A 24,973-nucleotide genomic window follows, 5' to 3' on the forward strand; every position below is an offset into this window, starting at 1 on the left:
CAGCGCGACGCTGCGCTGTTCGAGCCCCCTCGCATGCTCACTCGTCCTCCAAGGAGTCCAGACAGATGAAGACGATCGACGCACTTCTCGCCGAAGGGGTCGCCGGCAAGCGGGTATTCGTCCGCGCCGACCTCAACGTGCCGCTGAGCGGCACCACCATCACCGACGACGGCCGCATCCGCGCCGTCACCCCGACGGTCCGCAAGCTGGCCGAGGCCGGCGCCCGGGTCGTCGTCGCCTCGCACCTGGGCCGCCCCAAGGGCGCCCCGGACCCGGCGTTCTCGCTGGCCCCCGCCGCCACCCGGCTCGGTGAACTGCTCGGCGCCGACGTGGCGTTCGCGACCGACACGGTCGGCGAGTCCGCCCGCGCCACCGTCGCCGCCCTCACCGACGGCCAGGTCGCGGTCATCGAGAACCTCCGCTTCAACCCCGGCGAGACCTCCAAGGACGACGCCGAGCGCGGCGCCTTCGCGGACCGGCTCGCCGAGCTGGCCGACCTGTACGTGGGCGACGGCTTCGGCGCCGTCCACCGCAAGCACGCGTCGGTCTTCGACCTCCCGGCCCGCCTTCCGCACGCCGCCGGCGACCTGATCGCCACCGAGGTCGGCGTCCTGAAGAAGCTCACCGAGGACGTCCAGCGCCCCTACGCGGTGGTCCTCGGCGGCGCCAAGGTCTCCGACAAGCTCGGCGTCATCGACCACCTTCTGGAGCGCGCCGACCGCATCCTCATCGGCGGCGGCATGGCGTACACCTTCCTCAAGGCCCAGGGCCACGAGGTCGGCAGCTCGCTGCTCCAGGAGGACCAGATCCCGGCGGTCCAGGAGTACCTGCGGCGCGCCGAGGCGAAGGGCGTGGAGTTCGTGCTCCCCGTCGACGTCGTCGTCGCCCCCTCCTTCCCGGACCTGAAGACCAAGGCCCCGGCCCACCCGGAGACCGTCGCCGCCGACGCCATGCCGGCCGGGCAGATGGGCCTGGACAACGGTCCGGAGACCAACAAGCTCTACGCATCGAAGCTCGCCGACGCGGCCACCGTCTTCTGGAACGGCCCGATGGGCGTCTTCGAGCACCCCGACTTCGCCGAGGGCACCCGGGCCGTCGCCCAGGCCCTTGTCGACTCCTCGGGCTTCAGCGTGGTCGGCGGTGGCGACTCCGCCGCCGCGGTCCGCATCCTGGGCTTCGACGAGAACGCGTTCGGACACATCTCGACCGGTGGCGGTGCCAGCCTCGAATACCTCGAGGGCAAGACGCTTCCCGGCCTCGCCGCTCTGGAGGACTGACCTTTCATGACCACCCGCACCCCGCTGATGGCGGGCAACTGGAAGATGAACCTCAACCACCTCGAGGCCATCGCCCACGTCCAGAAGCTCGCCTTCGCCCTGGCCGACAAGGACTACGACGCCGTCGAGGTCGCCGTCCTGCCGCCCTTCACCGACCTGCGCTCCGTGCAGACGCTGGTCGACGGCGACAAGCTGAAGATCAAGTACGGCGCCCAGGACATCTCGGCGCACGACTCCGGCGCGTACACCGGTGAGATCTCCGGCCCCATGCTCGCCAAGCTGAAGTGCACCTTCGTCGCCATCGGCCACAGCGAGCGCCGTCAGTACCACGGCGAAGACGACGAGGTCTGCAACGCCAAGGTGAAGGCCGCGTACAAGCACGGCCTGACCCCGATCCTCTGCGTCGGCGAGGGCCTGGACGTCCGCAAGGCCGGCGAGCAGGTCGCGTACACCCTCGCGCAGCTCGACGGCGCCCTGAAGGACATCCCGGCCGAGCAGGCCGAGTCCATCGTCGTGGCCTACGAGCCGGTCTGGGCCATCGGTACCGGCGAGGTCGCCACCCCGGAGGACGCGCAGGAGGTCTGCGGTGCGATCCGCGCTCGCCTCGCCGAGCTGTACTCGCAGGAGCTGGCCGACGCGGTCCGCATCCAGTACGGCGGCTCGGTGAAGTCCGGCAACGTGGCCGCGATCATGGCCCAGCCCGACGTCGACGGCGCCCTGATCGGCGGCGCGGCGCTCGACGCGGACGAGTTCGTCAAGATCGTCCGCTTCCGCGACCAGTGAGTATGCGGTAGCGCGGATCCGTCGTACCCTTGCGGGGGCCGGGGAGGGCAGCCTCCCGGCCCCCGTAGTTCGCACTAGCAGTCGGTATTTCCGGAAAGTAGGGACCAGCCGTGATTCTGGGGTTCGAGATCGCCCTGATCGTCTTCAGCCTGCTGCTGATGCTGCTGGTGCTGATGCACAAGGGCAAGGGCGGCGGTCTCTCCGACATGTTCGGTGGCGGCATGCAGTCCTCCGTCGGCGGCTCCTCGGTCGCCGAGCGCAACCTCGACCGCATCACCGTCGTGGTCGGTCTGGGCTGGTTCGCGTGCATCGTGGTGCTTGGTCTGCTCATCAAGCTGGACAACTGACCCGTCGTACGCGTTTCCCGGTGACGGTGTAACTCCTTTCACTGGACGCGCGTTGGGCCTTACGTAGACTGGGGCATCTTCGAGCACCATCACGCAGGGAGTTACGACCGTGGCAAGTGGCAACGCGATCCGTGGAAGCCGGGTCGGGGCGGGGCCGATGGGGGAGGCCGAGCGCGGCGAGTCCGCGCCACGGCTCCGCATCTCCTTCTGGTGCTCGAACGGGCACGAGACGCAGCCCAGCTTCGCCCATGACGCGCAGGTACCGGACACCTGGGACTGCCCGCGCTGCGGTTTCCCGGCCGGCCAGGACCAGGAGAGCCCGCCCGACCCGCCGCGCACCGAACCGTACAAGACGCACCTCGCGTACGTACGCGAGCGCCGCAGCGACGCCGACGGCGAGGCCATCCTCGCTGAAGCCCTGGCGAAACTGCGCGGCGAGATCTGACCACGGCCGGACCTTCGAGGGAGCCGGGCGCCACCCCGGCGCCCGGCTCCCTCGCGTCTACACCCAGCCCCGCCGCACGGCCTGCGCCCCGGCCTGGAAGCGGCTCGTGGCGCCCAGCCGCTCCACCAGCTCCGCGGTCCGGCGCCGCAGGGTCCGCTCGCTCACCCCGAGCTGCCGCGCTATCGCCTCGTCCTTGAAGCCCGAGTTCAGCAGGGACAGCAGCGCCTGCTCGGCGGGGGAGAGGTCCGGCCGGTCCGTGGTGGGGGCCGGGGCGAAGACCGGGGCTCCCTGGAACCACTTGGCCTCGAACAGTTCCACCAGGGCGTCGCAGAGCCGGGACTGCCGGACCAGGACCGCGGCGGTGCGCACGGACTCCTCGTTCGACGTCAGCGGGATCATCGCCGCCCGCCGGTCGGCCATCACCATCTTCAGCGGCACCCGGGGCACGACCCGGGCCTGCTCACCGAGCGCGGCCAGCTCCTTCACGGGCTCCGCCCGCCCCGGCAGGCGCAGCACCTCGGCCGCGTACACCGCCCGTACGGTCACCCCACGGGCCAGTGCGTCCCGCTCCATGCCCGCCATCGAGGAGGGCACGGTCAGATAGGGCGGCGTGTCGAAGGCGAGGATCTCCTGCTCGGCGCCGACGACGAGGTCGCGCAGCCGGTCGGCGACCGCGGCGGGCCCCTCGATCACCTCCACCAGGCGCCGGGGGTCGGCGCGCAGCACGCGCTCGTGGTACTCCGCCGCGTACGACTCCAACGCGGTCGTGGCGGCGTCCAGTTCGGCCTGACGGGCCCGGATCAGCGCGGTGAGGCCGTGGCGCGGGTCGATCGCGGTGTAGCGCGCCGGACGGCCGGTGACCGTGGCGAGGCCGGACGCTACCAGCCGGTCCAGCGACTGCCGAGCCTGATGGGCAGTCAGGTCATGGGCGTCCGCCAGCTCCTGCGGCGAGAGGCCGAGGCGGTGCAGCAGCAGTCGGTAGGCGCGCTCCGCGCCCTCGTCGAGCCCGACCGGCTCCAGCATGTCCGCCTCCTCGTCGCCCGGACGTGGCCCGGACGATACTCCGTGGCCGGGAGCGGCTGTTGACCGGGACCGGCCACGCGTATCCCTCGTCGCGGTGGCGAGCCCTTGAAAGAGTGCGGACAACCCCCCGAAGCACCCACGTGGAGTCCACCCCTCTCATGAGTCCCATACGACTGAGTCCCATACGGCGCGGATCGCCAGGCATACGCGCGGCCTGCCTGGCGGCCGTGCTCGCCACGGCAGGCGCGCTGCTCAGCACCCCCTCGGCCCAGGCCGCCCCCGGCACCGACCGGCCCGTCCGGCTGACCGCCGGCGCCCTCGCCGCCCTCAGCAAGCAGTACACCCAGCGCAGCGACGGCACCCCCGGCCTGGTCGCCGCCGCCCGGGAGGCCGGCACCGGCACCCGGGACGAGCCGGCGGAGACCGGCAAGCGGAGCGGCGGAACGGCCGCCCCCGCCGAGGGCACCGCGAAGGCGCTGAAGACGAAGGCGAGCTGGGAGACGCCGCGCGGCGCCGCCGGCACCCTGGCGCTCGGCGGCACGCACGACTGGGTGGGCATCTTCAGTGGCGGGGCGGTCTCCCGCTACGACGCCGACGGCGACGCCGTATGGCAGCGCACCAGCCACTCGCTGTTCACCGACTGGCAGGTCAAGCCAAAACTCGTCTACCAGGCCGAGGAGTTCAGCCCGGTCCTGCACCAGGGGTACAACCCGTACCAGCCGACGCTCAGCGGCTCCCACCCCTTCGCCCAGGACGACTTCAACCACGACGGCGTGGACGACATCGCGGTCGCCTACAGCGTCGGCGACTCCCCGGCCCGCCCGTTCACCAGCCCCGGCTCCGAGCTGTCCTCGGGCACCTTCGTCTCGCTGCTCGACGGCCGCTCCGGCACCATGCTGTGGCACAAGCTGCTGCCCGGGTACGTCGGTTCGCTGAGCGCCCAGGACGGCCGGCTGATCGCGGCGAACGTCACGGGCCCGGACTGGGGCAACAACCCGGTGGCCGAGGCCGGGAACAGCCGCAGCTCGCTCATCGCGTACGCCTTCGAGCGCGGCGCCCACGGCGCGGTCACCGGCCGCACCGCCTGGACGTACAGCACCGAGGCCCCCTTCGCCCTCTGGTCCGACATCGAGACCATGGGCCGGGGCCGGGTCGCCGTCTCCTGGACCGACACGCCGTTGGGCCTGGGCACCCCCCGGCCCGCCGCCGGGCACGTCATGGTGCTCGACACCGACAGGGGCAAGGTCCTCACCGATGTGAAGACGCCCGGTTACCCGCGCATCGTGCACAAGGACCCCGGTTCCGACCGGGTCCTGGTCGCCGAGCAGAACGACCCGCTGGACGCGGTGCGCTGGGACCTCACCGCTGTCGACGTCAGGTCCGGCAAGCGGTCCGTCCTCACCTCCCGGGACAACACCATCCCCGAGGCGTTCGTCGTCAATGAGGACGCCCACGGCAAGCAGGCCCGCTACGCCGTCGCGGAGCTCGGCATCAACGCCGACCTGACCGACGGCACGAGCGCGGTCTCCGGCTGGGACGAGCGCGGCCGCACCACCTGGACCTACCGCACCCGCAGCACCGTCGGCCGGCCCAACGCCCCGACGCTGTCCCTGACCGTCGACCCGCACGGCCGCGGCCAGGTCTACGCGGCCGTCGCCGATCCGGTCGCGCAGACCCGTACCCGTACCGACGGGCCGGAGCACAGCCAGCTCGTGGCGATCGACGCGACCAGCGGCCGTACCCAGTGGGTCCGGGAGGGCGCCGTCGTCGGCAGTCAGGTGACGCCCTACCGGGGCGCCATGCTGACCGTGGGCTACGACCTCACGGCGTACACCTTCGGCGCGGGCGGTGACGCGAAGCCGCTGCCGCTTCTAGGCGACGCCTACACCGGCCTGGCCACGGACGTGAACGGCGACGGCGTGAAGGACGTCGTCGTCGGCGGCCAGAGCCGGGGCGTCTTCGCCCTGGACGGCCGCACCATGGACCGCACCAGCCCCCGCGTCCTGTGGAAGCAGCCCCTCAGCGCCTCGATCCGCGAGTTGACGCTCGGAACGGTGAAGGACAGCCGAGGCCGGGCGGCGCAGCGCATCGTCGCCGCCACCTCGCACGGCTTCGCGGTCCTCGTGCCGAAGGACGGCAAGCCGCTCTCCGACGTGGACACCGGCACCTTCCAGGCCGGAGTCGCCGTCGCCGACGGGCATGTCATCGCCTCCGGTGACACGCTCTCCGCGTACACCGCGGAGGGCCGTCCGGTCTGGAGCTACCGGCCCAAGGGCACGACCGGCAAGACCGTCGTCTACTCCGTGCCCGCCACGGCCGACGGCCGGATCTACCTGGAGTACGGCGGCGTCCGCGCGGCGACCGGCACCGGCGCCAGTGACCCGGCGCCGACCGCTGTGGCCCTCGACGCGGCCAAGGGCTCCGAGCTCTGGACCATGAAGCCCCAGGGCCTCGCCGCCACCTGGATCGAGCAGCAGGGCGGTGTCCTCGCCGACAAGGACATTCCCGGTGCCGACGGTCATGCCGTCGCCTTCGCCTGGGGCGGCGACAAGGTCACCACGGTCACCCACCTCGTCCAGACCGTCGACGGGCGCACCGGTGAGGTGCTGACCAGCGACGACTCCGCCGGCTCCGCCACCTTCCAGAACTTCGCCGCATCGCCCGGCCAGGGCCTGGTCGAGCTGCACACCAACGCGGCGACCGTCCACCCCGCCGACGGCGCCGCGCCCTACCTGGCCCGTGCCCTCGCCCTTCTCTACCAGGGCGCATTCGCGACGACGGGCGACGGCGACGAAACGTTCCTGGCCGGTGTCCTCGGCATCATCGGCTTCGACCAGCCGTTCGAGAAGAAAGCGGGCGGCTACGTCCAGGCCGGCCTCCGGGAGTTCGGACTGGCGGCGGGCAACCTCGTCCCGGCCGATCTGGACGGCGACAAGGCCACCGACCTGATCGCCCTCCAGCGCGACTGGGGCGGCTACGCCCTCAGCCAGAACATCGGCGGCTACGGTGCGGACACCTTCGCCGTGGACAGCTACCAGCACGGCGTCTCCGTCCTGGAGCTGACCGACGCCCCCGCCGCCGGAGCGGCCAAGGCCCCCGCCGCCCGCTCGGCCACGGTCGGCGCCCCAGCAGAGGCCACCCCCGTCGACACGCCGGCCCTGCCCATCGGCCGGGCCGCCCCGTCGATCGACATCCACTCCAGCGCCCCGGCCGCCGGCGCCACCGCAGACGAGGTCACCAAGGGCTACACGCCGCAGCAGATCCGGACCCGCCTCGGTCTGACCGGTGACGGCGCCGGTCAGACCGTGGCGATCACCGTCGCCTACGACTATCCGAGCGCCAAGGCGGACCTGAACCACTTCGCCGAGCACTTCGGGCTGCCGCAGACCTGCGACACCGTCGCCGAGGGCACCGACTGCTTCGACTTCGAGCAGGTCTACGCCACCGGTTCGAAGCCCGCCGCCAACACGAGCTGGGCGCAGGAGGCGGCGCTCGACATCGAGTGGGCGCACTCGGTCGCCCCCAAGGCGAAGATCGTGCTCGTCGAGGCCGCCGATGCCTCCGCCTCCGCCCTGGCGAAGGCCATCGACGTCGCCGCCTCTCACCATCCGGCCGCCGTCAACAACAGCTGGGGCATGAGGGAGTACTCCGAGGAGCCCTTCTACGACCAGCACTGCAAGCTGGCCGACTCGGTGTGCACCCAGTCCACCGGTGACGCCGGCCACCCCGCCGGCTACTCCAGCACCAACCCGTACGCCCTCGCCATCGGCGGTACGAAGCTGGTGCTCGACGCCGACGGCAACACGACGAGCGAGACCGCCTGGGCGTCCACCGGCGGCGGCCTGAGCTACTTCGAGCCGCGCCCGGCCTACCAGGACGGCGTCCAGCCGTCCGCGTACCGGGCCACCCCGGACGTCAGCTTCGTGGCCGACCCCAACACCGGCGTCGCCGTCTACACCTCGGCCACCGGCACCGGCACCTGGCTGCAGGTCGGCGGCACCAGCCTCTCCTCGCCGATCTGGGCGGGCGTCATCGCCGCCGCCGACCAGCTGAGGGCCGCCGCCGGCAAGAAGCCGCTGGCCGTGGCAGGCCCGGCGGGCGACACCGCCCACGCCGCGGTCTACGGCCTCGGCGGCGCGCTGCGCGACATCACCGCGGGCAGCAACGGCTACTGCGGCGCCGAGTGCACCGCCGGACCGGGCTACGACACGGTGACCGGCCTCGGCTCGCCGAACGCCGGCACGGACAAGGCGCTCTCCGCCTGGAAGTGACCCCCGCACCACGCCGAACAGCACACCGGGCCCGCCCCCGCCAGGGGCGGGCCCGGTGTGCTGTTCGCCGCCACGACATGGACAGGGAAGAAGAGATTCGTCCTGATCAATTAGGTTGGGAGACACATCGCGGGGCACCGTCCGTACGCAGGTACGAGAGAAGGCAGAAGTCCGACATGAACGCGTCCGACAAGCACGCAGGGAGCCGTACGCGGCTCACCCAGACGGCCGAGTGGCAGACCCTGGCCGGGCACCGGGAGAAGCTGGGAGGCGCCTCGCTGCGCGAGCTCTTCGCCGCGGACCCGGCGCGCGGATCCGGCTATGTGCTCCGGGTCGGTGACCTGCACCTCGACTACTCCAAGCACCTCGTCACCGACGAGACGCTGACGCTCCTGCGCGAACTCGCCGCGGCCACCGACGTGTTCGGGCTGCGGGACGCCATGTTCCGCGGCGACAAGATCAACACCACCGAGGACCGGGCGGTCCTGCACACCGCGCTGCGCGCCCCGCGCGAGGCCGTCATCGAGGTCGACGGCGAGAACGTGGTGCCGGCCGTGCACGCGGTGCTCGACAAGATGGCGGCCTTCTCCGACCGGATCAGGTCGGGGGAGTGGACCGGCCACACCGGCAGGCCCATCAAGAACATCGTCAACATCGGCATCGGCGGCTCGGACCTGGGCCCCGCCATGGCGTACGAGGTGCTGCGCTCCTTCACGGACCGCTCGCTCACCTTCCGCTTCGTCTCCAACGTGGACGGCGCCGACCTGCACGAGGCCGTCCGCGACCTCGACCCGGCCGAGACGCTGTTCGTCATCGCCTCGAAGACCTTCACCACGATCGAGACGATCACCAACGCCACCTCCGCCCGCGACTGGCTGCTCACCGGCCTGAGGGCCGGTCAGGAGGCCGTCGCCAAGCACTTCGTGGCGCTGTCGACCAACGCCGAGAAGGTCGCGGACTTCGGCATCGACACGGCCAACATGTTCGAGTTCTGGGACTGGGTCGGCGGCCGCTACTCGTACGACTCCGCCATCGGCCTCTCGCTGATGATCGCCATCGGCCCGGACCGGTTCCGCGAGATGCTCGACGGGTTCCACCTGGTGGACGAGCACTTCCGCACCGCCCCCGCCGAGGAGAACGCCCCGCTGCTGCTCGGCCTGCTGGGCGTCTGGTACGGCGCGTTCTTCGACGCCCAGTCGCACGCGGTGCTGCCCTACAGCCACTATCTGTCCAAGTTCACCGCGTACCTCCAGCAGCTGGACATGGAGTCCAACGGCAAGTCCGTGGACCGCGACGGCAACCCCGTCGACTGGCAGACCGGACCGGTCGTCTGGGGCACCCCCGGCACCAACGGCCAGCACGCCTACTACCAGCTGATCCACCAGGGTACGAAGGTGATCCCGGCCGACTTCATCGGCTTCGCGCAGCCGGTCGAGGACCTGCTGCCCGGGCTGGTCGCCCAGCACGACCTGCTGATGGCCAACTTCTTCGCGCAGACCCAGGCCCTCGCCTTCGGCAAGACGCCCGACGAGGTGCGCGCCGAGGGCGTCCCCGAGGAGCTGGTGGCGCACAAGACGTTCCGGGGCAACCACCCCACGACGACGATCCTCGCCGACCGGCTCACCCCGTCCGTGCTCGGCCAGCTGATCGCGCTGTACGAGCACAAGGTCTTCGTCCAGGGCGCCATCTGGAACATCGACTCCTTCGACCAGTGGGGCGTCGAGCTCGGCAAGGTCCTCGCCAAGAAGATCGAGCCCGTCCTGACCGAGGGCAAGGGCGGCGAGCAGCTGGACAGCTCGACCGCCGCGCTCGTCTCGACCTACCGCGAGCTGCGCGGGCGCTGAGTCCCGCCCGGGAGGCCCCGTCGCTCCGGCGCGGGGCCTCTCAAGCTTTCAGCCGTGCGTCGTGTCGATGACGCAGAAGCGGTTGCCCTCCGGGTCCGCGAGCACTCAGGATCGAACGCGCGCTTCGAGGCGGAACCCGGTTAGGCGCCGCCCCGGTACGCCCTACTCCCGGTTGTCGATCTCCTTTCGCTGCCTCTCCCTCTCCAACTCACGTTGACGCTGCCACTCCCGCAACAGCTCTTTGCGGTGAGCGGACGATTGCGGCCAGACGGCGCGGACGACACCACGAACCCCAAGCACGATGATGCCGAGGACAGCAACAGCCAAGACAGCCCACCACGGGGCCGTGTCCGGCAGGGAAAACATGATCTTGAACCTTCCGACCGCGCATGGTCGGCGGGCTGCCTACGCAGCTAGTACGACGCTCCCCAGCGCGCTGCGGCAGTGCCCGCCCCGGTAATTGCTCATGGGGACGGTGAAGTTGGGTCCACGCGGCGTGACCCGTGGGGAAGTGTCGATTGGCTTCGGTATCCAGACAGGGCAGTCTTGTGGTGGGCTCGGAATGGCTGCAAGGAGCATGAGCAGGCTGCGGCGTGCATCGCTCACCCTGTAGGCAAGCACCTTCGCCAGGGCAGCGAGAAACTCGGCGACGAGGGCTTGCGCATTCTCGCTAATTGCGTTTCGTAGCGCCTCTACCGTCTGCCGCAAGCGGTCCTTTGCGGACCTTGCTTCCCCTCCCTCGGACTCCCGGCCTCGCCGTATCCTGCCCGCGAGTTGCAGCGCGGTGACGTATCCGACATCCGGATCGCCCCCGCAGAGAGCGCAATCAGTGCCGGTGAACGGTTCTTCACCGCATTTAGGGCAAGAAATCGGGGCGAGTACGACTTGAGATGTCGGGCCGTAGAGCCTTGCTGCGAGCCGCTGTTCAAGCGGGGTGAGGTCAACCCCCACGCTCAGCATGTTTGTGGCTATGACCGATTTGACCCCAACCCCGTATCTGCCGAGAGCAGTGCGCTCGGGCGGATCGGTGTCTGTCAACGTACCTCCCTTCTCGCGTAGTTCGCCCCCCAAGGGAGCGATCGTATCGCCAAGCGCGGACACGCTTTGCCGGACGCGCAAGGGGACTCCACTGCTGCGGAGTCCAAGCCTCGACGCCGTAGCGACACTCACCGGCAGGCTGGTGCTCATGCCTGCGCTCGGCGTCGCCACGTGCAGGCCCGAGGCGTCATCGAGATGTCGCCCACGAGGCGAGCTCGCTATCCGTGCCGTGGTGAGGGTTGGCATTAGCCGCCCGGGTATGCGCTGCGTCGTCAAGTTAGCGCCACCGCGGGGCAGACCAAGCTCTGGGCGCCCTCTCTCGCGCTCACCAAGACCTGCGGACATGACTCCCTCTGTGTTGGAGCATCCGTGAACGAAATTATTGGATCGAGGTTCCCGGAAAAACACAAACCCCCTGGAGGGGCTCAAACATGTAAGCCCAGGAAACAGCAGGTCAGGGGAGGGTGTGAGCTTCACCCCCACCTGCCATCGGAGGCGATACCCCATGCCTCACAGACCTCGCCCCCCGTGTGCGATCCCTGGGTGCCCGGGTCTGAACCCGTGGCGGCCGGTGTGAGGCTCACCGCCGCGAGGCCGAGCAGCAGCGTGGTACGTCCAACGAGCCTGGCTACAAGATGCGTTGGCAGTGCATTGGTACGGCCTTCCTGCGTCGGCATCCGTGGTGTCTGCTGTGCGGTCGCGCGGCGGCGACGGTCGCTGACCATGGGGAGCGGCTCGCTGAACGTTGTGCAATGAGTCAGTCCGAGACGGATAAGGTCACAGCAGAGCTAGCTACGCTGGAATCCGAATCAACGGAAATGTGTTACTTCCTGCCGTCCATGCTCACCGGCCTTTTGGTTACACCTGAATACGTGAGGGCAAGCGTTACCCATTCACTGAGGTCTTCTCAACGAAATGATCTTCGCGAAGTGATGTGAACCGTGTGGACGGAGCAGGGTCCCGGTCGCGGACAGACGCGAGGCCCTTGGTAGGACAGGTCTCTCTCACAAGATCGTCCACTCAACCAGAGGCCTCACGTTGGTCACCTATGTTGCCGAGCTCGACGTCCCACGCCACGTCGTCGAGTTCCTCGCCCGTCACCTGGCCGCCCACCGCCGCCGGATCGGCACCCCGAAGGGCTCCCGGGCGCTCGGACCCTTCCGACAGGCTGTGTTGGTGCTGCGTTGGTTCCGCGAGCGCGGCTGCGTGCACTGCCTGGCCCGCGACGCCGGCGTCTCCCAGGCCACCGGCTACCGCTACCTGCACGAGGGCATCGACGTCCTCGCCGACCAGGCCCCCGACCTGCACGACGTCCTGAACGGTTGTCAGCGCGAGGGCACGACACACGTGATCCTCGACGGCACCCTGATCGAATCGGACCGCCTCACCGGTGTTCGCGAGATCGGCAACGATCTGTGGTTCAGCCAGAAGCACAAGGCATTCGGCGGCAACATCCAGTTCCTGTCCGCGCCGGACGGCACCCCGCTGTGGGTCGCCGACGTCGAGCCCGGCAGCGTCCCCGACATCACCGCAGCCCGCATCCACGCACTCCCTGCCCTCTACAGGGCGGCCGCCGACGGCCTGCCGACCCTGGCGGACAAGGGCTACATCGGCGCGGGCATCGGCATCCTGATCCCCGTCCGCCGCCCAAAGGGCAAGTCCGAACAGGCACTTCACGTCGACACCCGCATGTTCAACACCCTGCTCCGGCACGTCCGGGCCCTGGGCGAGCGCACCGCCGCCGAGCTCAAGCAGCGATGGCGCACCCTCCAGTACGTCACGCTCAGCCCCAGCCGGATCGGCGACATCGCCCGCGCAGCCCTCGTCCTCAATGGAATCTGGAAGTGATCCGCTCCGAGTCAGGGCTGTGGCTCGCGGCGACGGGATCGAAAAATCGCGCGAACCGCTCGGGGAGCTTCGTCGAGGATGGTCCCCATGACCCACGTGATCGAAGCTCCCGATGCTGACGACGCCGACTCCCTGGGCCCGCTGCAGTTGAGGGTCTGGCTGGAGACGTATCCCTGCGAGCACGCGGGGATCGATGAGAACTGGATCCGTGAACACCGCGGCTCTTCTGCCTCGGAGGAGGGAATCTCCCAGTGGCGGGAGTTCATCGAGGCGGCGAGGCAGCAGCCAGATGTGCTGTTCTGCCGTGTCGTCCGCTCGGAGAGGGAGATCGTCGGCTTCCTCTGCGGTCGCCGGGACGAGGTGGTCACCCTCGGGCCGATGTACCTGCTTGAGGAAGCCCAGGGCTGGGGAATCGGAGGCCGAATGATGGGCGAGTTCCTCACCTGGGCAGGGGGCACACCTATTCGCCTGTGGGTCACCGACTACAACGAGCGCGCGATCCGCTTCTACCAACGCTACGGGTTCAAGGCCACAGACGAGCGAGAGCTCTGGCAAGGCAAACTGCCGAACGTGCGCATGGTCCGGGAACCGACCGACAACCTCAGTTGAGCCTGCACGGGACCAGATCACCCGAGACGAACGATCACCACTGAGAAAACCTCACTGGGTGATAAGTACAGGACCGTTTCCCGTAAGCTCGAACGCCAAGCTGTCCTGTACGACAGCTCAAAGCTCACTTGGCTTTCCCGGCTGTTTAACATCAGGGTCGGCATAGTTCTGGATAGACGCACCGTTCCGCGTGGACCGTTCACCATCTACGATGACCGTCAAGTGGAGTCCACCGCAGCGGAGTTCGAAGGCTGGAGGGGTGGACGAGCGTTTCACGTCGTTAGGCATGGCTCTAGTATTCCGCGCTGGGTGCTCGATGGCCGTCCGAAGTCAAACCATCCACGTCAAACCCGCCAAAGATCATCTTGGTGCTGTCGGGAGCCCCGGACGAAGTGAGGGTCAGCGGGCTGTGAGCCATGCTACGAGACCGCTCCCGGTTGCCGTGGCGAGGGCTGTGACCAGCCACCCGGGGACGCGCTGGACGGTCAGATGCAATCCACCTAATCGGAGTTCGAGAGCGGGTCGGGCCTCGGGATTGGGTGTCATGGCTGCCTTTCGTGTGCTGGTGCCGAGGGCTATATCCCACCCGATGTGCGGTGCGGCAGGGAAGACGGTGAGCCCTGGCGCAGCCTGGCGAATTTGCTACTACCAGCCCTGAAGTCGTTACCGATGAGTAAGGAGTCGGAGTCCGAGCGATCAACGCCCCTGCGCGCTTGCCTCGTCCTGGCGGGGGTGTCCCCATGCCGCGCAGCCCACGCGCTCTGTCCCGGGGTGCGCTGAGCTGCCCCCGCGGGGCCGCTGTTCGAAGCGCAGCAGGGAAGTGAACACGGACCGGGTGTTGCGCGTGGAGTCGTCTACGCAACCCGTCGCGCCCCGAGCTGACTAAGGGCTGTCCCGTAAAGCAGGCCGCAGATCTACCGCTGGATACTGGTCGCAGGTGTTGGGCTGGTTGCGAAGGGGGTTCTAGGGGTTGACCTGCGGGTTGAGGCGGTCCGGTGGGTGGATGACGCGTTTCCGGGCTGGATAGAGGTGCAGTTCAGTGACGCGGGGGGCACGCGTCGGTCTTTGGTCGACAAGGCTCCGGTCTTCAGCTCAGCAGAGGACCTCGGGCCGTTTTCTGACTATCCGCTGGCAGCGAGCGTCGCATGCGTGGTGGTCGAGACCGCGACAGCGGCATTGGGGGACGACGCCGTCGTCACTGTTCCCACCTCCGTGCATGGCATCACCGCCCTCAATGGGGAGGACGAGTTCAGCGTCAGACGGAGCCAGCTCGTTCCGTGACGGCGAGGTTGTGTAGCCGGGCGATGCCGAGCATGGCGGTGTGAACGCCATCGCGGCGACATTCCGCCCGCCCAGCTGAGCATGGGTAGTGAGCGAACCTTCCGCATCGACGTTGTCCTCGGCTCAAGGCCGCTACGTCCCCGATGGCGTGGACTTCGCCTATCGGGGACACCTTGTTCGCTACGAGGCCCCGAAGATCGCCCGCAGCGTGCTGCAAACTGGATTCGCCATCCCCACCCGGGAACCAGATGTATGCGCACTCGACGCTTCGTCGATGATCAGCGCTACCGGAATGCGGCATGTTGCCCACCCCGACGATGCCGCCTCCGACAGCAGCGACAAGCAGTCGCGGATGGGCCGAGCCGCCGCGTGGAAGTCCCCGGACTGCTGGGCAATCTGATCATGGCCGCGATGCCGGCGGCCGAGTGACCGGCTTACGGCCGGCGGCGTATGCAGAGAACTGGCTCGGGCTCTGGAGCACCTTGCCCGACTCCGTCCGTTGCCCTGCACTCAAGAAGGGAGCGCGTGTGGGATCTCCTGCACCAGGGTGCCGCTGTGGCCGCCGTACCGGCCCCGGAAACGCGCCGGGCCCGGCCCGCCCCGTGGGGCGGGCCGGGCCCGTGGGCACCGCCGCTGACGGCCGGTCAGGCCGAAGCCGGCGGGTACAGGGCGCGGGGGAGGCGGGAGGCCGCCGCCGCGTCGAGCAGCCACAGCGTGCGGGTACGGCCGTACGCACCGGCCGCCGGTGCCTGGATCTCGCCGGCCCCGGACAGGGCGATGGCGACCGCCTCCGCCTTGTCCTCTCCCGCGGCCAGCAGCCACACCTCGCGCGCCGCCCGGATGGCGGGCAGCGTCAGCGAGACCCGGACCGGCGGCGGCTTGGGCGCACCGTGCACACCGACGACGGTGCGTTCGGTCTCGCGCACCCCGGGCAGTTCCGGGAAGAGCGAGGCGACGTGCGTGTCCGGGCCGACGCCCAGCATCAGCACGTCGAACTCCGGCACCGGGCCGTGGTCCTGCGGCGCCGAGGCGGCGGCCAGCTCGGCCGCGTACCCGGCGGCCGCGGCATCGGCGTCCGGGCCGTAGGGGCCGTCCGAAGCGGGCATCACGTGCACCCGCGAAGGGTCCAGGGACACGGCGTCCAGCAGGGCCTCGCGGGCCTGCGTGACATTGCGCTCCGGGTCGCCCTCCGGCAGGAACCGCTCGTCGCCCCACCACAGGTCGAGCCGCGACCAGTCGACCGCGTCCCGGGCGGGCGCGGCGGCGAGTGCGGCAAGGAGGCCGTTGCCGTTGCGCCCGCCGGTGAGCACCACCGAGGCGTCGCCGCGCGCGGCCTGGGCGTCCACGATCTTCGTGATCAGCCGGGCCGCCGCGGCCTGCGCCATCAGCTCCTTGTCGCGGTGCACGACGAGCTGCGGTACTCCGGTCACTTCGCCGCCGCCTTCTTGGCCGGGGCGGCCTTCTTCGCGGCGGGGGCCTTGTCGGAGGCCGGTGCCTTGGCCGACTCGCCCGGGCCCGCCTTCTGGAGGCGGTCCACGCCGAACTTCACGGTCGACTCGTAGATGTTGTCCGGGTCGAGCCGCCGCAGCTCCTCCGCGAGGAGCTCCGCCGTCTCGCGCCGCTTGAGCGCCACGGCGCGGTCCGGCTGGCCCACCATGCAGAGCGTGGCGAGCGAGCCGTCGGCCCGGTCCAGGACGATGTCGCCGTTCTTCGTCACCATCCGGACGGCCGTCAGACCGGGTCCGCCCGATGTGGTGCGCTCCACCGGGACCCCGAGCCGGTCCGCGAGCCACATGGCGAGCAGCTCGCAGCTCGGGTTGTCCGACTCGCCCTCGACCGTGGCCGAGACGATCTCCGCCGGCTGCTGGTCGAGCGCGGCGGCCAGCATCGAACGCCACGGCGTGATGCGCGTCCACGCCAGGTCCGTGTCACCGGGCCGGTACGTGTCGGCGCGCACCGCCAGCTCGTCGAGCGGGTGCTCGGCCGAGTAGGTGTCGGTGATCCGGCGCTGGGCCAGCGCACCGAGCGCGTCCTTCGCCGGGTCGGCGGGGGAGTCCTGCGGCCACCACACCACCACCGGGGCGTCCGGCAGCAGCAGCGGCAGGACGACCGACTGGGCGTGGTTGGCCAGCTCGCCGTGGAGCCGGAGCACCACGGTCTCGCCGGAGCCCGAGTCGGAACCGACCCGGATCTCGGCGTCGAGCCGCGCGTCGCGGCGGGTGCGCGGCGACCGGCTGAGCCGCTTGATGACGGCGATGATCCGCGAGGGGTGCTCCCGCGAGGAATCGCTCGCCGACTTCAGCGCGTCGTAGGCGTTCTCCTCGTCGGTGACGATGACGAGGGTGAGGACCATCCCGATCGCCGGGGCGCCGACCGCGCGCCGGGCCGAGATGAGCGCCTGGTTGATCTTGCTGGACGTGGTTTCCGTGAGATCGATCTTCATGGCCGGCGCCAGCTCCGTCCGTCGCGTGCGAGCATCTCGTCCGCCTCGGCCGGACCCCAGGTGCCGGCCGCGTACTGGGCGGGCTTGCCGTGCTTGTCCCAGTACTCCTCGATCGGGTCGAGGATGTTCCAGGAGAGCTCGACCTCCTGGTGGCGCGGGAAGAGGTTGGCGTCGCCGAGCAGGACGTCGAGGATGAGCCGCTCGTACGCCTCCGGGCTGGACTCCGTGAAGGACTCGCCGTACGCGAAGTCCATCGTGACGTCCCGGACCTCCATCGAGGTGCCGGGGACCTTGGAGCCGAACCGCACGGTGACGCCCTCGTCCGGCTGCACCCGGATGACCAGGGCGTTGCCGCCCAGCTCCTCCGTCGCTCCGGACTCGAAGGGCAGGTACGGGGCGCGCTTGAAGACGACCGCGATCTCCGTGACGCGGCGGCCGAGCCGCTTGCCGGTGCGCAGGTAGAAGGGGACGTCCGCCCAGCGGCGGTTGTTGATCGTCAGCTTGATCGCGGCGAAGGTGTCGGTCTTCGACTTGGGGTCGATGCCGTCCTCCTCCAGATAGCCGACGGCCTCCTCGCCGCCCTGCCAGGCGTGCGTGTACTGGCCGCGCACGGTGTGCTTGCCCAGGTCCTCGGGCAGCTCCACCGCCGTGAGCACCTTGAGCTTCTCGGCGACCAGGGCCTTCGGGTGGAAGGAGCCGGGCTCCTCCATCGCGGTCAGCGCGAGCAGCTGGAGCAGGTGGTTCTGGATGACGTCCCGGGCGGCGCCGATGCCGTCGTAGTAACCGGCCCGGCCGCCGATCCCGATGTCCTCGGCCATCGTGATCTGCACGTGGTCGACGTAACTGCGGTTCCAGATCGGCTCGAACATCGTGTTGGCGAACCGGAGCGCCAGGATGTTCTGGACGGTCTCCTTGCCGAGGTAGTGGTCGATCCGGAAGACCTCGTTCGGCGGGAAGACGTCGTGCACGATCTGGTTGAGCTCCTGCGCGCTCTTCAGGTCGTGGCCGAACGGCTTCTCGATGACGGCGCGCCGCCAGCTGCCTTCCTTCTGGTCGGCCAGCCCGTGCTTCTTGAGCTGCTGGACGACCTTGGGGAAGAACTTCGGCGGGACGGACAGGTAGAAGGCGAAGTTGCCGCCCGTGCCCTGCGCCTTGTCCAGCTCCTCGATCGTGGCCCTCAGGGTCTCGAAGGCCACGTCGTCGTCGAAGTTGCCCTGCACGAAGCGCATGCCCTGGCTGAGCTGCTGCCAGACCTCTTCGCGGAAGGGGGTACGGGAATGCTCCTTGACCGCGTCGTGGACGACCTGGGCGAAGTCCTCGTCCTCCCAGTCGCGGCGCGCGAAACCGATGAGTGAGAAGCCCGGCGGCAGCAGGCCGCGGTTGGCCAGGTCGTACACGGCGGGCATCAGCTTTTTACGGGACAAATCGCCCGTGACGCCAAAGATGACCAGGCCCGACGGCCCCGCGATGCGCGGGAGCCGTCGGTCCTGGGCGTCACGGAGCGGGTTGGCTCCGGGAACACCAGACAAAGTGGTCAGCCCTTCGAGGGAGCGAGGCGCTGAAGCTCCGCCTCGGTCGACTTGAGCAGGTCGTTCCAGGACGTCTCGAACTTCTCGACGCCCTCGTCCTCCAGCACCTGCACGACGTCGTCGTAGTCGACGCCGAGCTTCTTGATCGCGTCGAGGTCGGCGCGAGCCTGGTCGTACGCACCGGCGACGGTGTTGCCGGTGACCTCGCCGTGGTCCGCCACCGCGTCCAGAGTCGCCTCCGGCATGGTGTTGACCGTGTTCGGCGCGACGAGGTCCACCACGTACAGGGTGTCCTTGAGGGCCGGGTCCTTCACGCCGGTCGAGGCCCACAGCGGACGCTGCTTGTTGGCGTGCGCCTTGTCCAGGGCGGCCCAGCGCTCACCGGCGAAGACCTCCTCGTACGCCTCGTAGGCGAGCCGGGCGTTGGCCAGGGCGGACTTGCCCTTCGCGGCCTTCGCCTCGTCGCCGCCGACGGCGTCCAGGCGCTTGTCGATCTCGGTGTCCACACGGGACACGAAGAAGGACGCCACCGAGTGGATCTTGGAGAGGTCCAGGCCCGCGGCCTTCGCCTTCTCCAGGCCCGCCAGGTAGGCGTCCATGACCGCGCGGTAGCGCTCCAGCGAGAAGATCAGCGTGACGTTGACGCTGATGCCCCGGCCGATCGTCTCGGTGATCGCGGGCAGGCCCGCCTTGGTCGCCGGGATCTTGATCAGCGTGTTCGGGCGGTCCACCAGCCAGGCCAGCTGCTTCGCCTCGGCGACCGTGGCCACCGTGTCGTGCGCCAGGCGCGGGTCGACCTCGATGGAGACCCGGCCGTCCTGGCCGTCCGTCGCGTCGAAGACCGGGCGCAGGATGTCGGCCGCGTCGCGGACGTCCGCGGTGGTGATCATGCGGATCGCCTCCTCGACGGTCACCTTGCGGGCCGCGAGGTCGGCGAGCTGCTGGTCGTAACCGTCGCCCTGCGAGATGGCCTTCTGGAAGATCGACGGGTTGGTGGTGACCCCGACGACGTGGCTCTCGTCGATCAGCTCGGCCAGGTTGCCCGAGGTGATCCGCTTGCGCGAGAGGTCGTCGAGCCAGATCGCCACGCCCTCGTCGGAGAGGCGCTTGAGTGCGTCTGTCATGAGAAATGCATCTCCTACTAGTCGTAATACCGGCGTCAGCGCGTGGCGGCGGCGAGGGATTCCCGGGCGGCGGCGGCGACGTTCTCGCCGGTGAAGCCGAACTCGCGGAACAGGACCTTCGCGTCCGCCGAAGCGCCGAAGTGCTCCAGCGAGACGATCCGCCCGGCGTCCCCCACGTACCGGTACCAGGTCAGGGCGATGCCCGCCTCCACGGCCACGCGCGCCTTCACCGACGGCGGCAGGACGGAGTCCTTGTAACCCTGATCCTGCTCCTCGAACCACTCGACACACGGCATCGAGACCACACGGGTCGGAATCCCGGCCGCCTGCAGCTCCTCGCGCGCCTCGACGGCGAGCTGGACCTCGGAGCCCGTACCGATCAGCACGACCTGCGGCTCGCCGCCCTCGGCCTCGAAGAGCACGTAGCCGCCCTTGGCCGCGTCCTCGTTCGCCTCGTACGTCGGCACGCCCTGGCGGGTCAGCGCCAGGCCGTGCGGGGCGCCCTTGCCGAACACCTTGGTGTAGCGGCGCAGGATCTCGCGCCAGGCGATGGCGGTCTCGTTGGCGTCGGCCGGGCGCACGACGTTGAGGCCCGGGATGGCGCGCAGCGAGGCCAGGTGCTCGACCGGCTGGTGGGTCGGGCCGTCCTCGCCGAGGCCGATCGAGTCGTGCGTCCACACGTAGGTCACCGGCAGGTGCATCAGCGCGGAGAGGCGCACGGCGTTGCGCATGTAGTCGGAGAACACCAGGAAGGTGCCGCCGTAGATGCGGGTGTTGCCGTGCAGCGCGATGCCGTTCATCGCGGCGGCCATGGCGTGCTCGCGGATGCCGAAGTGGATCGTGCGGCCGTACGGGTCGGCCTCCGGCAGCGGGTTGCCCGCGGGGAGGAACGACGACGTCTTGTCGATCGTGGTGTTGTTCGAACCGGCCAGGTCGGCGGAGCCGCCCCACAGCTCGGGGATGATCCCGCCGAGCGCCTGGAGCACCTTGCCGGACGCGGCGCGGGTGGCGACGCCCTTGCCGGTCTCGAAGACCGGCAGGCTGTCCTCCCAGCCCTTGGGCAGCTCGCCCGCGGCGATGCGGTCGAAGTCGGCGGCGCGCTCGGGGTTGGCGGCGCGCCAGGCGTCGAAGCCCTTCTGCCACTCGGCCTTCGCCTCGCGGCCCCGGTCCAGGGCGCGGCGGGTGTGCGCGATGACCTCGTCGGCGACGTCGAAGGACTTCTCCGGGTCGAAGCCGAGCACCTTCTTGGTCGCGGCGACCTCGTCGTCGCCGAGCGCCGAGCCGTGCGACGCCTCGGTGTTCTGGGCGTGCGGGGCGGGCCAGGCGATGATCGAGCGGGCCGCGATGAAGGAGGGGCGCCCGGTCTCGGCCTTGGCGGCCAGCAGTGCGTCGTAGAGGCCCTGCGGGTCCAGGTCGCCGTTGGGCAGCTGGTCGACGCGCTGGACGTGCCAGCCGTACGCCTCGTAGCGCTTGAGGGTGTCCTCGGAGACCGCGGTCTCCGTGTCGCCCTCGATGGAGATGTGGTTGTCGTCCCACAGCAGGACCAGGTTGCCCAGCTTCTGGTGGCCGGCCAGCGAGGACGCCTCGGCGGAGATGCCCTCCTGGAGGCAGCCGTCACCGGCGACGACCCACACCATGTGGTCGAACGGGGAGGTGCCGGGGGCCGCCTCCGGGTCGAACAGACCGCGCTCGTAGCGGGCGGCCATCGCCATGCCCACGGCGTTGGCGACACCCTGGCCCAGCGGGCCGGTCGTCGTCTCGACCCCGGTGGTGTGGCCGTACTCCGGGTGGCCCGGGGTCTTGGAGCCCCAGGTGCGGAACGACTCCAGGTCGGCCAGCTCCAGCCCGTAGCCGGCCAGGTAGAGCTGGATGTACAGGGTCAGGCTGCTGTGGCCCGCCGAGAGCACGAACCGGTCGCGGCCGGTCCAGTCCGCGTCCGCCGGGTCGTGCCGCATCACCTTCTGGAAGATGGTGTACGCGGCGGGAGCCAGGCTCATCGCCGTGCCCGGGTGGCCGTTTCCGACTTTCTGTACGGCGTCCGCGGCGAGGACGCGGACGGTGTCCACGGCCCGCTGGTCCAATTCGGTCCACTGGAGGTCTGTGGTGGTCGGCTTGGTGCTCACCCTGAGTCAGGGCTCCTCTCCAACTGTTGTAGACCGGTGACTTCGACCGCACCGGATGCTGTCGAGCCTACCCCCGTCCGTACCCGTGTTTTCCGGCTCCTACCAGGGTGCGGGCGGCCCGCGGAATCCGCCTCCCGTATGAGCGGAAGGGCTCACCGATGGGCTTCTCCGATGAGCGCGGAGAGCCACTCCTGGGCGCTCCGAAGAGCGGCGTGGAGCGCGGTTGCAAAGGCCCCGGAAGCGGGTCGCGCGGACCCTGCGACACCAGTGCGTCACTCGTGCGTACGAGACGGCTCGCGGCCGGGCCGGGGCGGCCGTCCGCGCCACATCAACACGACCCCACCCCCGCGAAGGGCGGCCTGTCCCCAACGTCTACAGTGGTCGGGTTCGCGCAAGTCTTTACTGGGCCCTCACGCCCGGAGCTTGCTGGGATTTCTCTGTCAGGGGTGTGCGTGACGGCCGTCGAGTCCCGACCCGCAGGGGTCGCCTTGACTCCGAGCCCAGGGGGCCAACGCCCATTCGGGGCCCGTGTCAAGGCATTCGTGGCACTGACCAAGCCTCGGATCATCGAGCTGTTGCTGATCACCACTGTTCCGGTGATGTTCCTGGCCGCTCAGGGTGTACCCGACCTGTGGCTCGTGCTCACTACCACCATCGGCGGCTATCTGTCCGCCGGCGGTGCCAATGCACTGAACATGTACATCGACCGCGACATCGACGCGCTGATGGACCGTACGTCGCAGCGCCCGCTGGTCACCGGCATGGTGAGCCCGCGTGAGTGCCTGGCGTTCGGCATCACCCTCGCGGTGGTCTCGACGGTCTGGTTCGGGCTGCTGGTCAACTGGCTGTCGGCGGCGCTGTCGCTGGGCGCCCTGCTCTTCTACGTCGTGATCTACACGATGCTGCTGAAGCGCCGCACCGCGCAGAACATCGTCTGGGGCGGCATCGCGGGCTGCATGCCGGTCCTCATCGGCTGGTCCGCCGTGACCGACGAGATGTCCTGGGCCGCGGTGATCCTCTTCGCCGTCATCTTCTTCTGGACGCCGCCGCACTACTGGCCGCTCTCCATGAAGGTGAAGGACGACTACGCCCGCGTCGGCGTCCCGATGCTCCCGGTCATCGCGTCCAACCGGGTGGTAGCCCGGCAGATCGTCGCCTACAGCTGGGTGATGGTCGCCGTGTCGCTGCTCCTCACCCCGCTGGGCTACACCGGCTGGTTCTACACGGCCGTGGCGCTGCTCACCGGCGGCTTCTGGCTCTGGGAGGCGCACGGCCTGCTCAGCCGGGCCAAGGCCGGGGTGACGGGCGCGAAGCTCAAGGAGATGCGGCTGTTCCACTGGTCGATCACCTATGTGTCGCTGCTCTTCGTGGCCGTGGCGGTGGACCCCTTCCTGCGGTAGGACCGCAGCTCCGTCCGACGGGCGGGGAGCGTGGCCGATGCCACGCTCCCCGCCCGTCGCCGGTTGATCTACCCGCCGGTAGCATCCTGTCCATGGCAGAGACGGCAGAGGCTGAGACCCAGCAGGTGGACGGCAGGCGGGCGGCACGCGCGGAGCGCGGGGCGGCCCGGCTCGCGAAGCGGATCGGCGCCTTCGCGAAGGCGCACGGCGGTGCCGAGGGGCAGGTCGCCTACCTCGGTCAGATGGGCGCCCGCATCGTCCTGGTGGGCGAGGACGGCGACTGGGGCGATCTGGTCGCTCCCTCGTACGAGATCGCCGAGAGCGCCGCGCGGAAGTCCGGGATCACGCTCCACGAGTCCTTCGACGGTGAGTTCGCGGCGAAGGTGCGCACGGGCCCGTACGAGTGGACCCGGATGGCCGGCATCCAGGTCGGCGGCCCGTCCAACACGCCCTGACACCACGAACGGACCGGGGCTCCCGCTCCACGGCGCTACGCCGTCGGAGCGGGAGCCCCGGTCCGTTCCGTGTTCGGTGGGCCCGGCTCAGCCGGCCGCGGCGGGCTGAGCCTGCTCGGCCGCCGGTGCCGGCACCCCGGCGACGGCCACCGGCCGCTCCCGCAGCGACAGCATGACGCGTACGACCCCGATCCACACCAGGCACGAGCCGAACATGTGCACGCCGACCAGGATCTCCGGCGTGTCGGTGAAGTACTGCACATAGCCGATGACGCCCTGGGCCATCAGGATCAGGAACAGCTCACGCGTCCGGTGCAGCGGGCCGATGGGCGCGTCCACTGCCTTCAGGACGAACCAGAGCGCGACGGTCAGCGCCACCACGACCCAGGCCAGGTCCGCATGCAGCTGGGCGACCGTCTTCCAGTCGATCGGGATGCGGTGCACGTCGCTGGAGTCGCCCGCGTGCCGCCCGGCGCCCGTGACCACCGTGCCCACGGCGATCAGGAGCCCCGCCGCGACGGCCAGCAGCCAGGCCAGCTGCGCGACCGCCTTGCCGACCAGCGGGCGCGGTGCCTCGTCGCCCTCGCGGGTCCGCTGCCAGGTCGTCAGGGCGACCGTGAGCAGCGCGGTGGAGAGCAGGAAGTGCGCCGCGACGGTATACGGGTTGAGCCCGACGAGCACCACGATGCCGCCGAGCACCGCGTTGCCCATCACGATCCAGAACTGGACCCAGCCGAGCCGGGTGACGCCGCGCCGCCAGGGCTTCGCGGACCGGGCCGCGATGATCGCCCAGCCGACGGCCGCGCACAGGACGTACGTGAGCATGCGGTTGCCGAACTCGATGGCGCCGTGGAAGCCCATCGCGCTCGTCGCCGTCAGGCTCTCGTCGGTGCACTTGGGCCAGGTCGGGCAGCCGAGGCCGGAGCCGGTCAGCCGGACGGCGCCGCCGGTCACGACGATGACGACGGCCATCACGACCGCGGACATGGCCGCGCGGCGCACCGTCCGGGGCTCGGGCGTCCAGCGCTCGGCGATGTACAGCAGCGGATTGCGCAGGGCTTGAGCGACTTCGGCTCGGGTCAGCTTGGGCACGCGCACCATGGTAGGACGCCGCTTGTGCAAGCTTTCACGAG

General features: G+C 69.9%; 19 protein-coding genes. 12 read left to right on the forward strand and 7 right to left on the reverse strand.

Annotated elements, in window-relative coordinates:
* The first annotated feature begins 65 nt into the window (after positions 1–65).
* The 4 genes from ACFZAT_RS07185 (at position 66) to ACFZAT_RS07200 (ending at position 2,852) form a co-directional block, all read left to right on the forward strand.
* Positions 66–1,277: a phosphoglycerate kinase gene (locus ACFZAT_RS07185; protein WP_391261290.1), complete on the forward strand. Its 1,212-nt coding sequence runs from the start codon at positions 66–68 to the stop codon at positions 1,275–1,277.
* A gap of 6 nt (positions 1,278–1,283) precedes the next feature.
* Entirely contained in the window at positions 1,284–2,060 is a 777-nt protein-coding gene (gene tpiA / locus ACFZAT_RS07190) for a triose-phosphate isomerase (RefSeq protein WP_391261293.1), read from the forward strand.
* 110 nt (positions 2,061–2,170) lie between these two features.
* Entirely contained in the window at positions 2,171–2,407 is a 237-nt protein-coding gene (gene secG, locus ACFZAT_RS07195; RefSeq protein ID WP_018104607.1) for a preprotein translocase subunit SecG, read from the forward strand.
* 109 nt (positions 2,408–2,516) lie between these two features.
* A complete protein-coding gene (locus tag ACFZAT_RS07200) occupies positions 2,517–2,852 on the forward strand; it encodes an RNA polymerase-binding protein RbpA (RefSeq protein WP_391261296.1) in 336 nt (111 codons plus the stop codon).
* Between the two features lie 57 nt (positions 2,853–2,909).
* Here ACFZAT_RS07200 and ACFZAT_RS07205 read toward each other — a convergent pair whose 3' ends face one another.
* Positions 2,910–3,875, reverse strand: coding sequence for a LuxR C-terminal-related transcriptional regulator (locus tag ACFZAT_RS07205; protein WP_391261298.1), 966 nt, complete (start codon positions 3,873–3,875; stop codon positions 2,910–2,912).
* 227 nt (positions 3,876–4,102) lie between these two features.
* Between ACFZAT_RS07205 and ACFZAT_RS07210 the strand changes: the two genes are divergently transcribed.
* The 6 genes from ACFZAT_RS07210 to ACFZAT_RS07235 all read left to right on the forward strand — a co-directional run bounded on the left by ACFZAT_RS07210 (position 4,103) and on the right by ACFZAT_RS07235 (position 15,166).
* The gene (locus tag ACFZAT_RS07210; RefSeq protein WP_391261301.1) at positions 4,103–8,146 is read left to right on the forward strand and encodes a hypothetical protein; all 4,044 of its coding nucleotides are present in this window, start codon (positions 4,103–4,105) and stop codon (positions 8,144–8,146) included.
* Positions 8,147–8,322: 176 nt separating this feature from the next.
* Positions 8,323–9,990 carry a glucose-6-phosphate isomerase gene (gene pgi / locus ACFZAT_RS07215; protein WP_391261303.1) on the forward strand — a complete coding sequence of 556 codons (1,668 nt, stop codon included), beginning with the start codon at positions 8,323–8,325 and terminating at the stop codon, positions 9,988–9,990.
* Positions 9,991–12,066: 2,076 nt separating this feature from the next.
* The gene (locus ACFZAT_RS07220) at positions 12,067–12,876 is read left to right on the forward strand and encodes a transposase family protein (RefSeq protein WP_391261305.1); all 810 of its coding nucleotides are present in this window, start codon (positions 12,067–12,069) and stop codon (positions 12,874–12,876) included.
* An 87-nt stretch (positions 12,877–12,963) separates the two neighbouring features.
* Positions 12,964–13,485, forward strand: coding sequence for a GNAT family N-acetyltransferase (locus ACFZAT_RS07225; RefSeq protein WP_391261307.1), 522 nt, complete (start codon positions 12,964–12,966; stop codon positions 13,483–13,485).
* 999 nt (positions 13,486–14,484) lie between these two features.
* Positions 14,485–14,766: a hypothetical protein gene (locus ACFZAT_RS07230; RefSeq protein ID WP_391261310.1), complete on the forward strand. Its 282-nt coding sequence runs from the start codon at positions 14,485–14,487 to the stop codon at positions 14,764–14,766.
* An 88-nt stretch (positions 14,767–14,854) separates the two neighbouring features.
* Positions 14,855–15,166 (forward strand): hypothetical protein, encoded by a 312-nt coding sequence (locus ACFZAT_RS07235; protein ID WP_391261312.1) that lies wholly within the window; start codon positions 14,855–14,857, stop codon positions 15,164–15,166.
* A 244-nt stretch (positions 15,167–15,410) separates the two neighbouring features.
* Here the strand turns inward: ACFZAT_RS07235 and pgl are convergent, their stop codons facing one another.
* From pgl to tkt, 5 genes are read right to left on the reverse strand one after another with little or no spacing between them, the layout of a single operon-like run.
* Positions 15,411–16,196, reverse strand: a complete 786-nt coding sequence (gene pgl, locus ACFZAT_RS07240) for a 6-phosphogluconolactonase (RefSeq protein WP_391261314.1) — start codon at positions 16,194–16,196, stop codon at positions 15,411–15,413.
* Complete coding sequence (opcA, locus tag ACFZAT_RS07245) at positions 16,193–17,209, reverse strand: glucose-6-phosphate dehydrogenase assembly protein OpcA (RefSeq protein WP_391261316.1); 1,017 nt, start codon at positions 17,207–17,209, stop codon at positions 16,193–16,195. The genes pgl and opcA overlap by 4 nt, the downstream gene beginning before the upstream one ends.
* On the reverse strand, positions 17,206–18,738 hold the full coding sequence (zwf, locus tag ACFZAT_RS07250) for a glucose-6-phosphate dehydrogenase (RefSeq protein ID WP_391261319.1): 1,533 nt from the start codon (positions 18,736–18,738) through the stop codon (positions 17,206–17,208). The genes opcA and zwf overlap by 4 nt, the downstream gene beginning before the upstream one ends.
* 5 nt (positions 18,739–18,743) lie before the next feature.
* Positions 18,744–19,862: a transaldolase gene (gene tal, locus ACFZAT_RS07255; RefSeq protein ID WP_391261322.1), complete on the reverse strand. Its 1,119-nt coding sequence runs from the start codon at positions 19,860–19,862 to the stop codon at positions 18,744–18,746.
* Between the two features lie 35 nt (positions 19,863–19,897).
* The gene (gene tkt, locus ACFZAT_RS07260; RefSeq protein ID WP_391261324.1) at positions 19,898–21,985 is read right to left on the reverse strand and encodes a transketolase; all 2,088 of its coding nucleotides are present in this window, start codon (positions 21,983–21,985) and stop codon (positions 19,898–19,900) included.
* 446 nt (positions 21,986–22,431) lie between these two features.
* Here tkt and ACFZAT_RS07265 point away from each other — a divergent pair, with 446 nt between their 5' ends.
* Positions 22,432–23,385, forward strand: a complete 954-nt coding sequence (locus tag ACFZAT_RS07265; RefSeq protein WP_391261326.1) for a heme o synthase — start codon at positions 22,432–22,434, stop codon at positions 23,383–23,385.
* 92 nt (positions 23,386–23,477) lie between these two features.
* The gene (locus ACFZAT_RS07270) at positions 23,478–23,840 is read left to right on the forward strand and encodes a hypothetical protein (protein WP_391261328.1); all 363 of its coding nucleotides are present in this window, start codon (positions 23,478–23,480) and stop codon (positions 23,838–23,840) included.
* A gap of 87 nt (positions 23,841–23,927) precedes the next feature.
* Here ACFZAT_RS07270 and ACFZAT_RS07275 read toward each other — a convergent pair whose 3' ends face one another.
* The gene (locus ACFZAT_RS07275; RefSeq protein ID WP_391261331.1) at positions 23,928–24,941 is read right to left on the reverse strand and encodes a COX15/CtaA family protein; all 1,014 of its coding nucleotides are present in this window, start codon (positions 24,939–24,941) and stop codon (positions 23,928–23,930) included.
* Between the last annotated feature and the right edge of the window lie 32 nt (positions 24,942–24,973).

The sequence above is a fragment of the Streptomyces sp. NPDC008163 genome, assembly GCF_042956885.1.
GTDB classification, from domain to species: domain Bacteria; phylum Actinomycetota; class Actinomycetes; order Streptomycetales; family Streptomycetaceae; genus Streptomyces; species Streptomyces drozdowiczii_A.

Bases quoted from the DNA above. Each gene is read 5' to 3' on its own strand.
- ACFZAT_RS07185 (WP_391261290.1), top strand. From the start codon at position 66: ATGAAGACGATCGACGCACTTCTCGCCGAAGGGGTCGCCGGCAAGCGG.
- tpiA (WP_391261293.1), top strand. From the start codon at position 1,284: ATGACCACCCGCACCCCGCTGATGGCGGGCAACTGGAAGATGAACCTC.
- ACFZAT_RS07205 (WP_391261298.1), bottom strand. From the start codon at position 3,875: ATGCTGGAGCCGGTCGGGCTCGACGAGGGCGCGGAGCGCGCCTACCGA.
- pgi (WP_391261303.1), top strand. From the start codon at position 8,323: ATGAACGCGTCCGACAAGCACGCAGGGAGCCGTACGCGGCTCACCCAG.
- ACFZAT_RS07225 (WP_391261307.1), top strand. From the start codon at position 12,964: ATGACCCACGTGATCGAAGCTCCCGATGCTGACGACGCCGACTCCCTG.
- opcA (WP_391261316.1), bottom strand. From the start codon at position 17,209: ATGAAGATCGATCTCACGGAAACCACGTCCAGCAAGATCAACCAGGCG.
- tal (WP_391261322.1), bottom strand. From the start codon at position 19,862: ATGACAGACGCACTCAAGCGCCTCTCCGACGAGGGCGTGGCGATCTGG.
- ACFZAT_RS07270 (WP_391261328.1), top strand. From the start codon at position 23,478: ATGGCAGAGACGGCAGAGGCTGAGACCCAGCAGGTGGACGGCAGGCGG.
- ACFZAT_RS07275 (WP_391261331.1), bottom strand. From the start codon at position 24,941: ATGGTGCGCGTGCCCAAGCTGACCCGAGCCGAAGTCGCTCAAGCCCTG.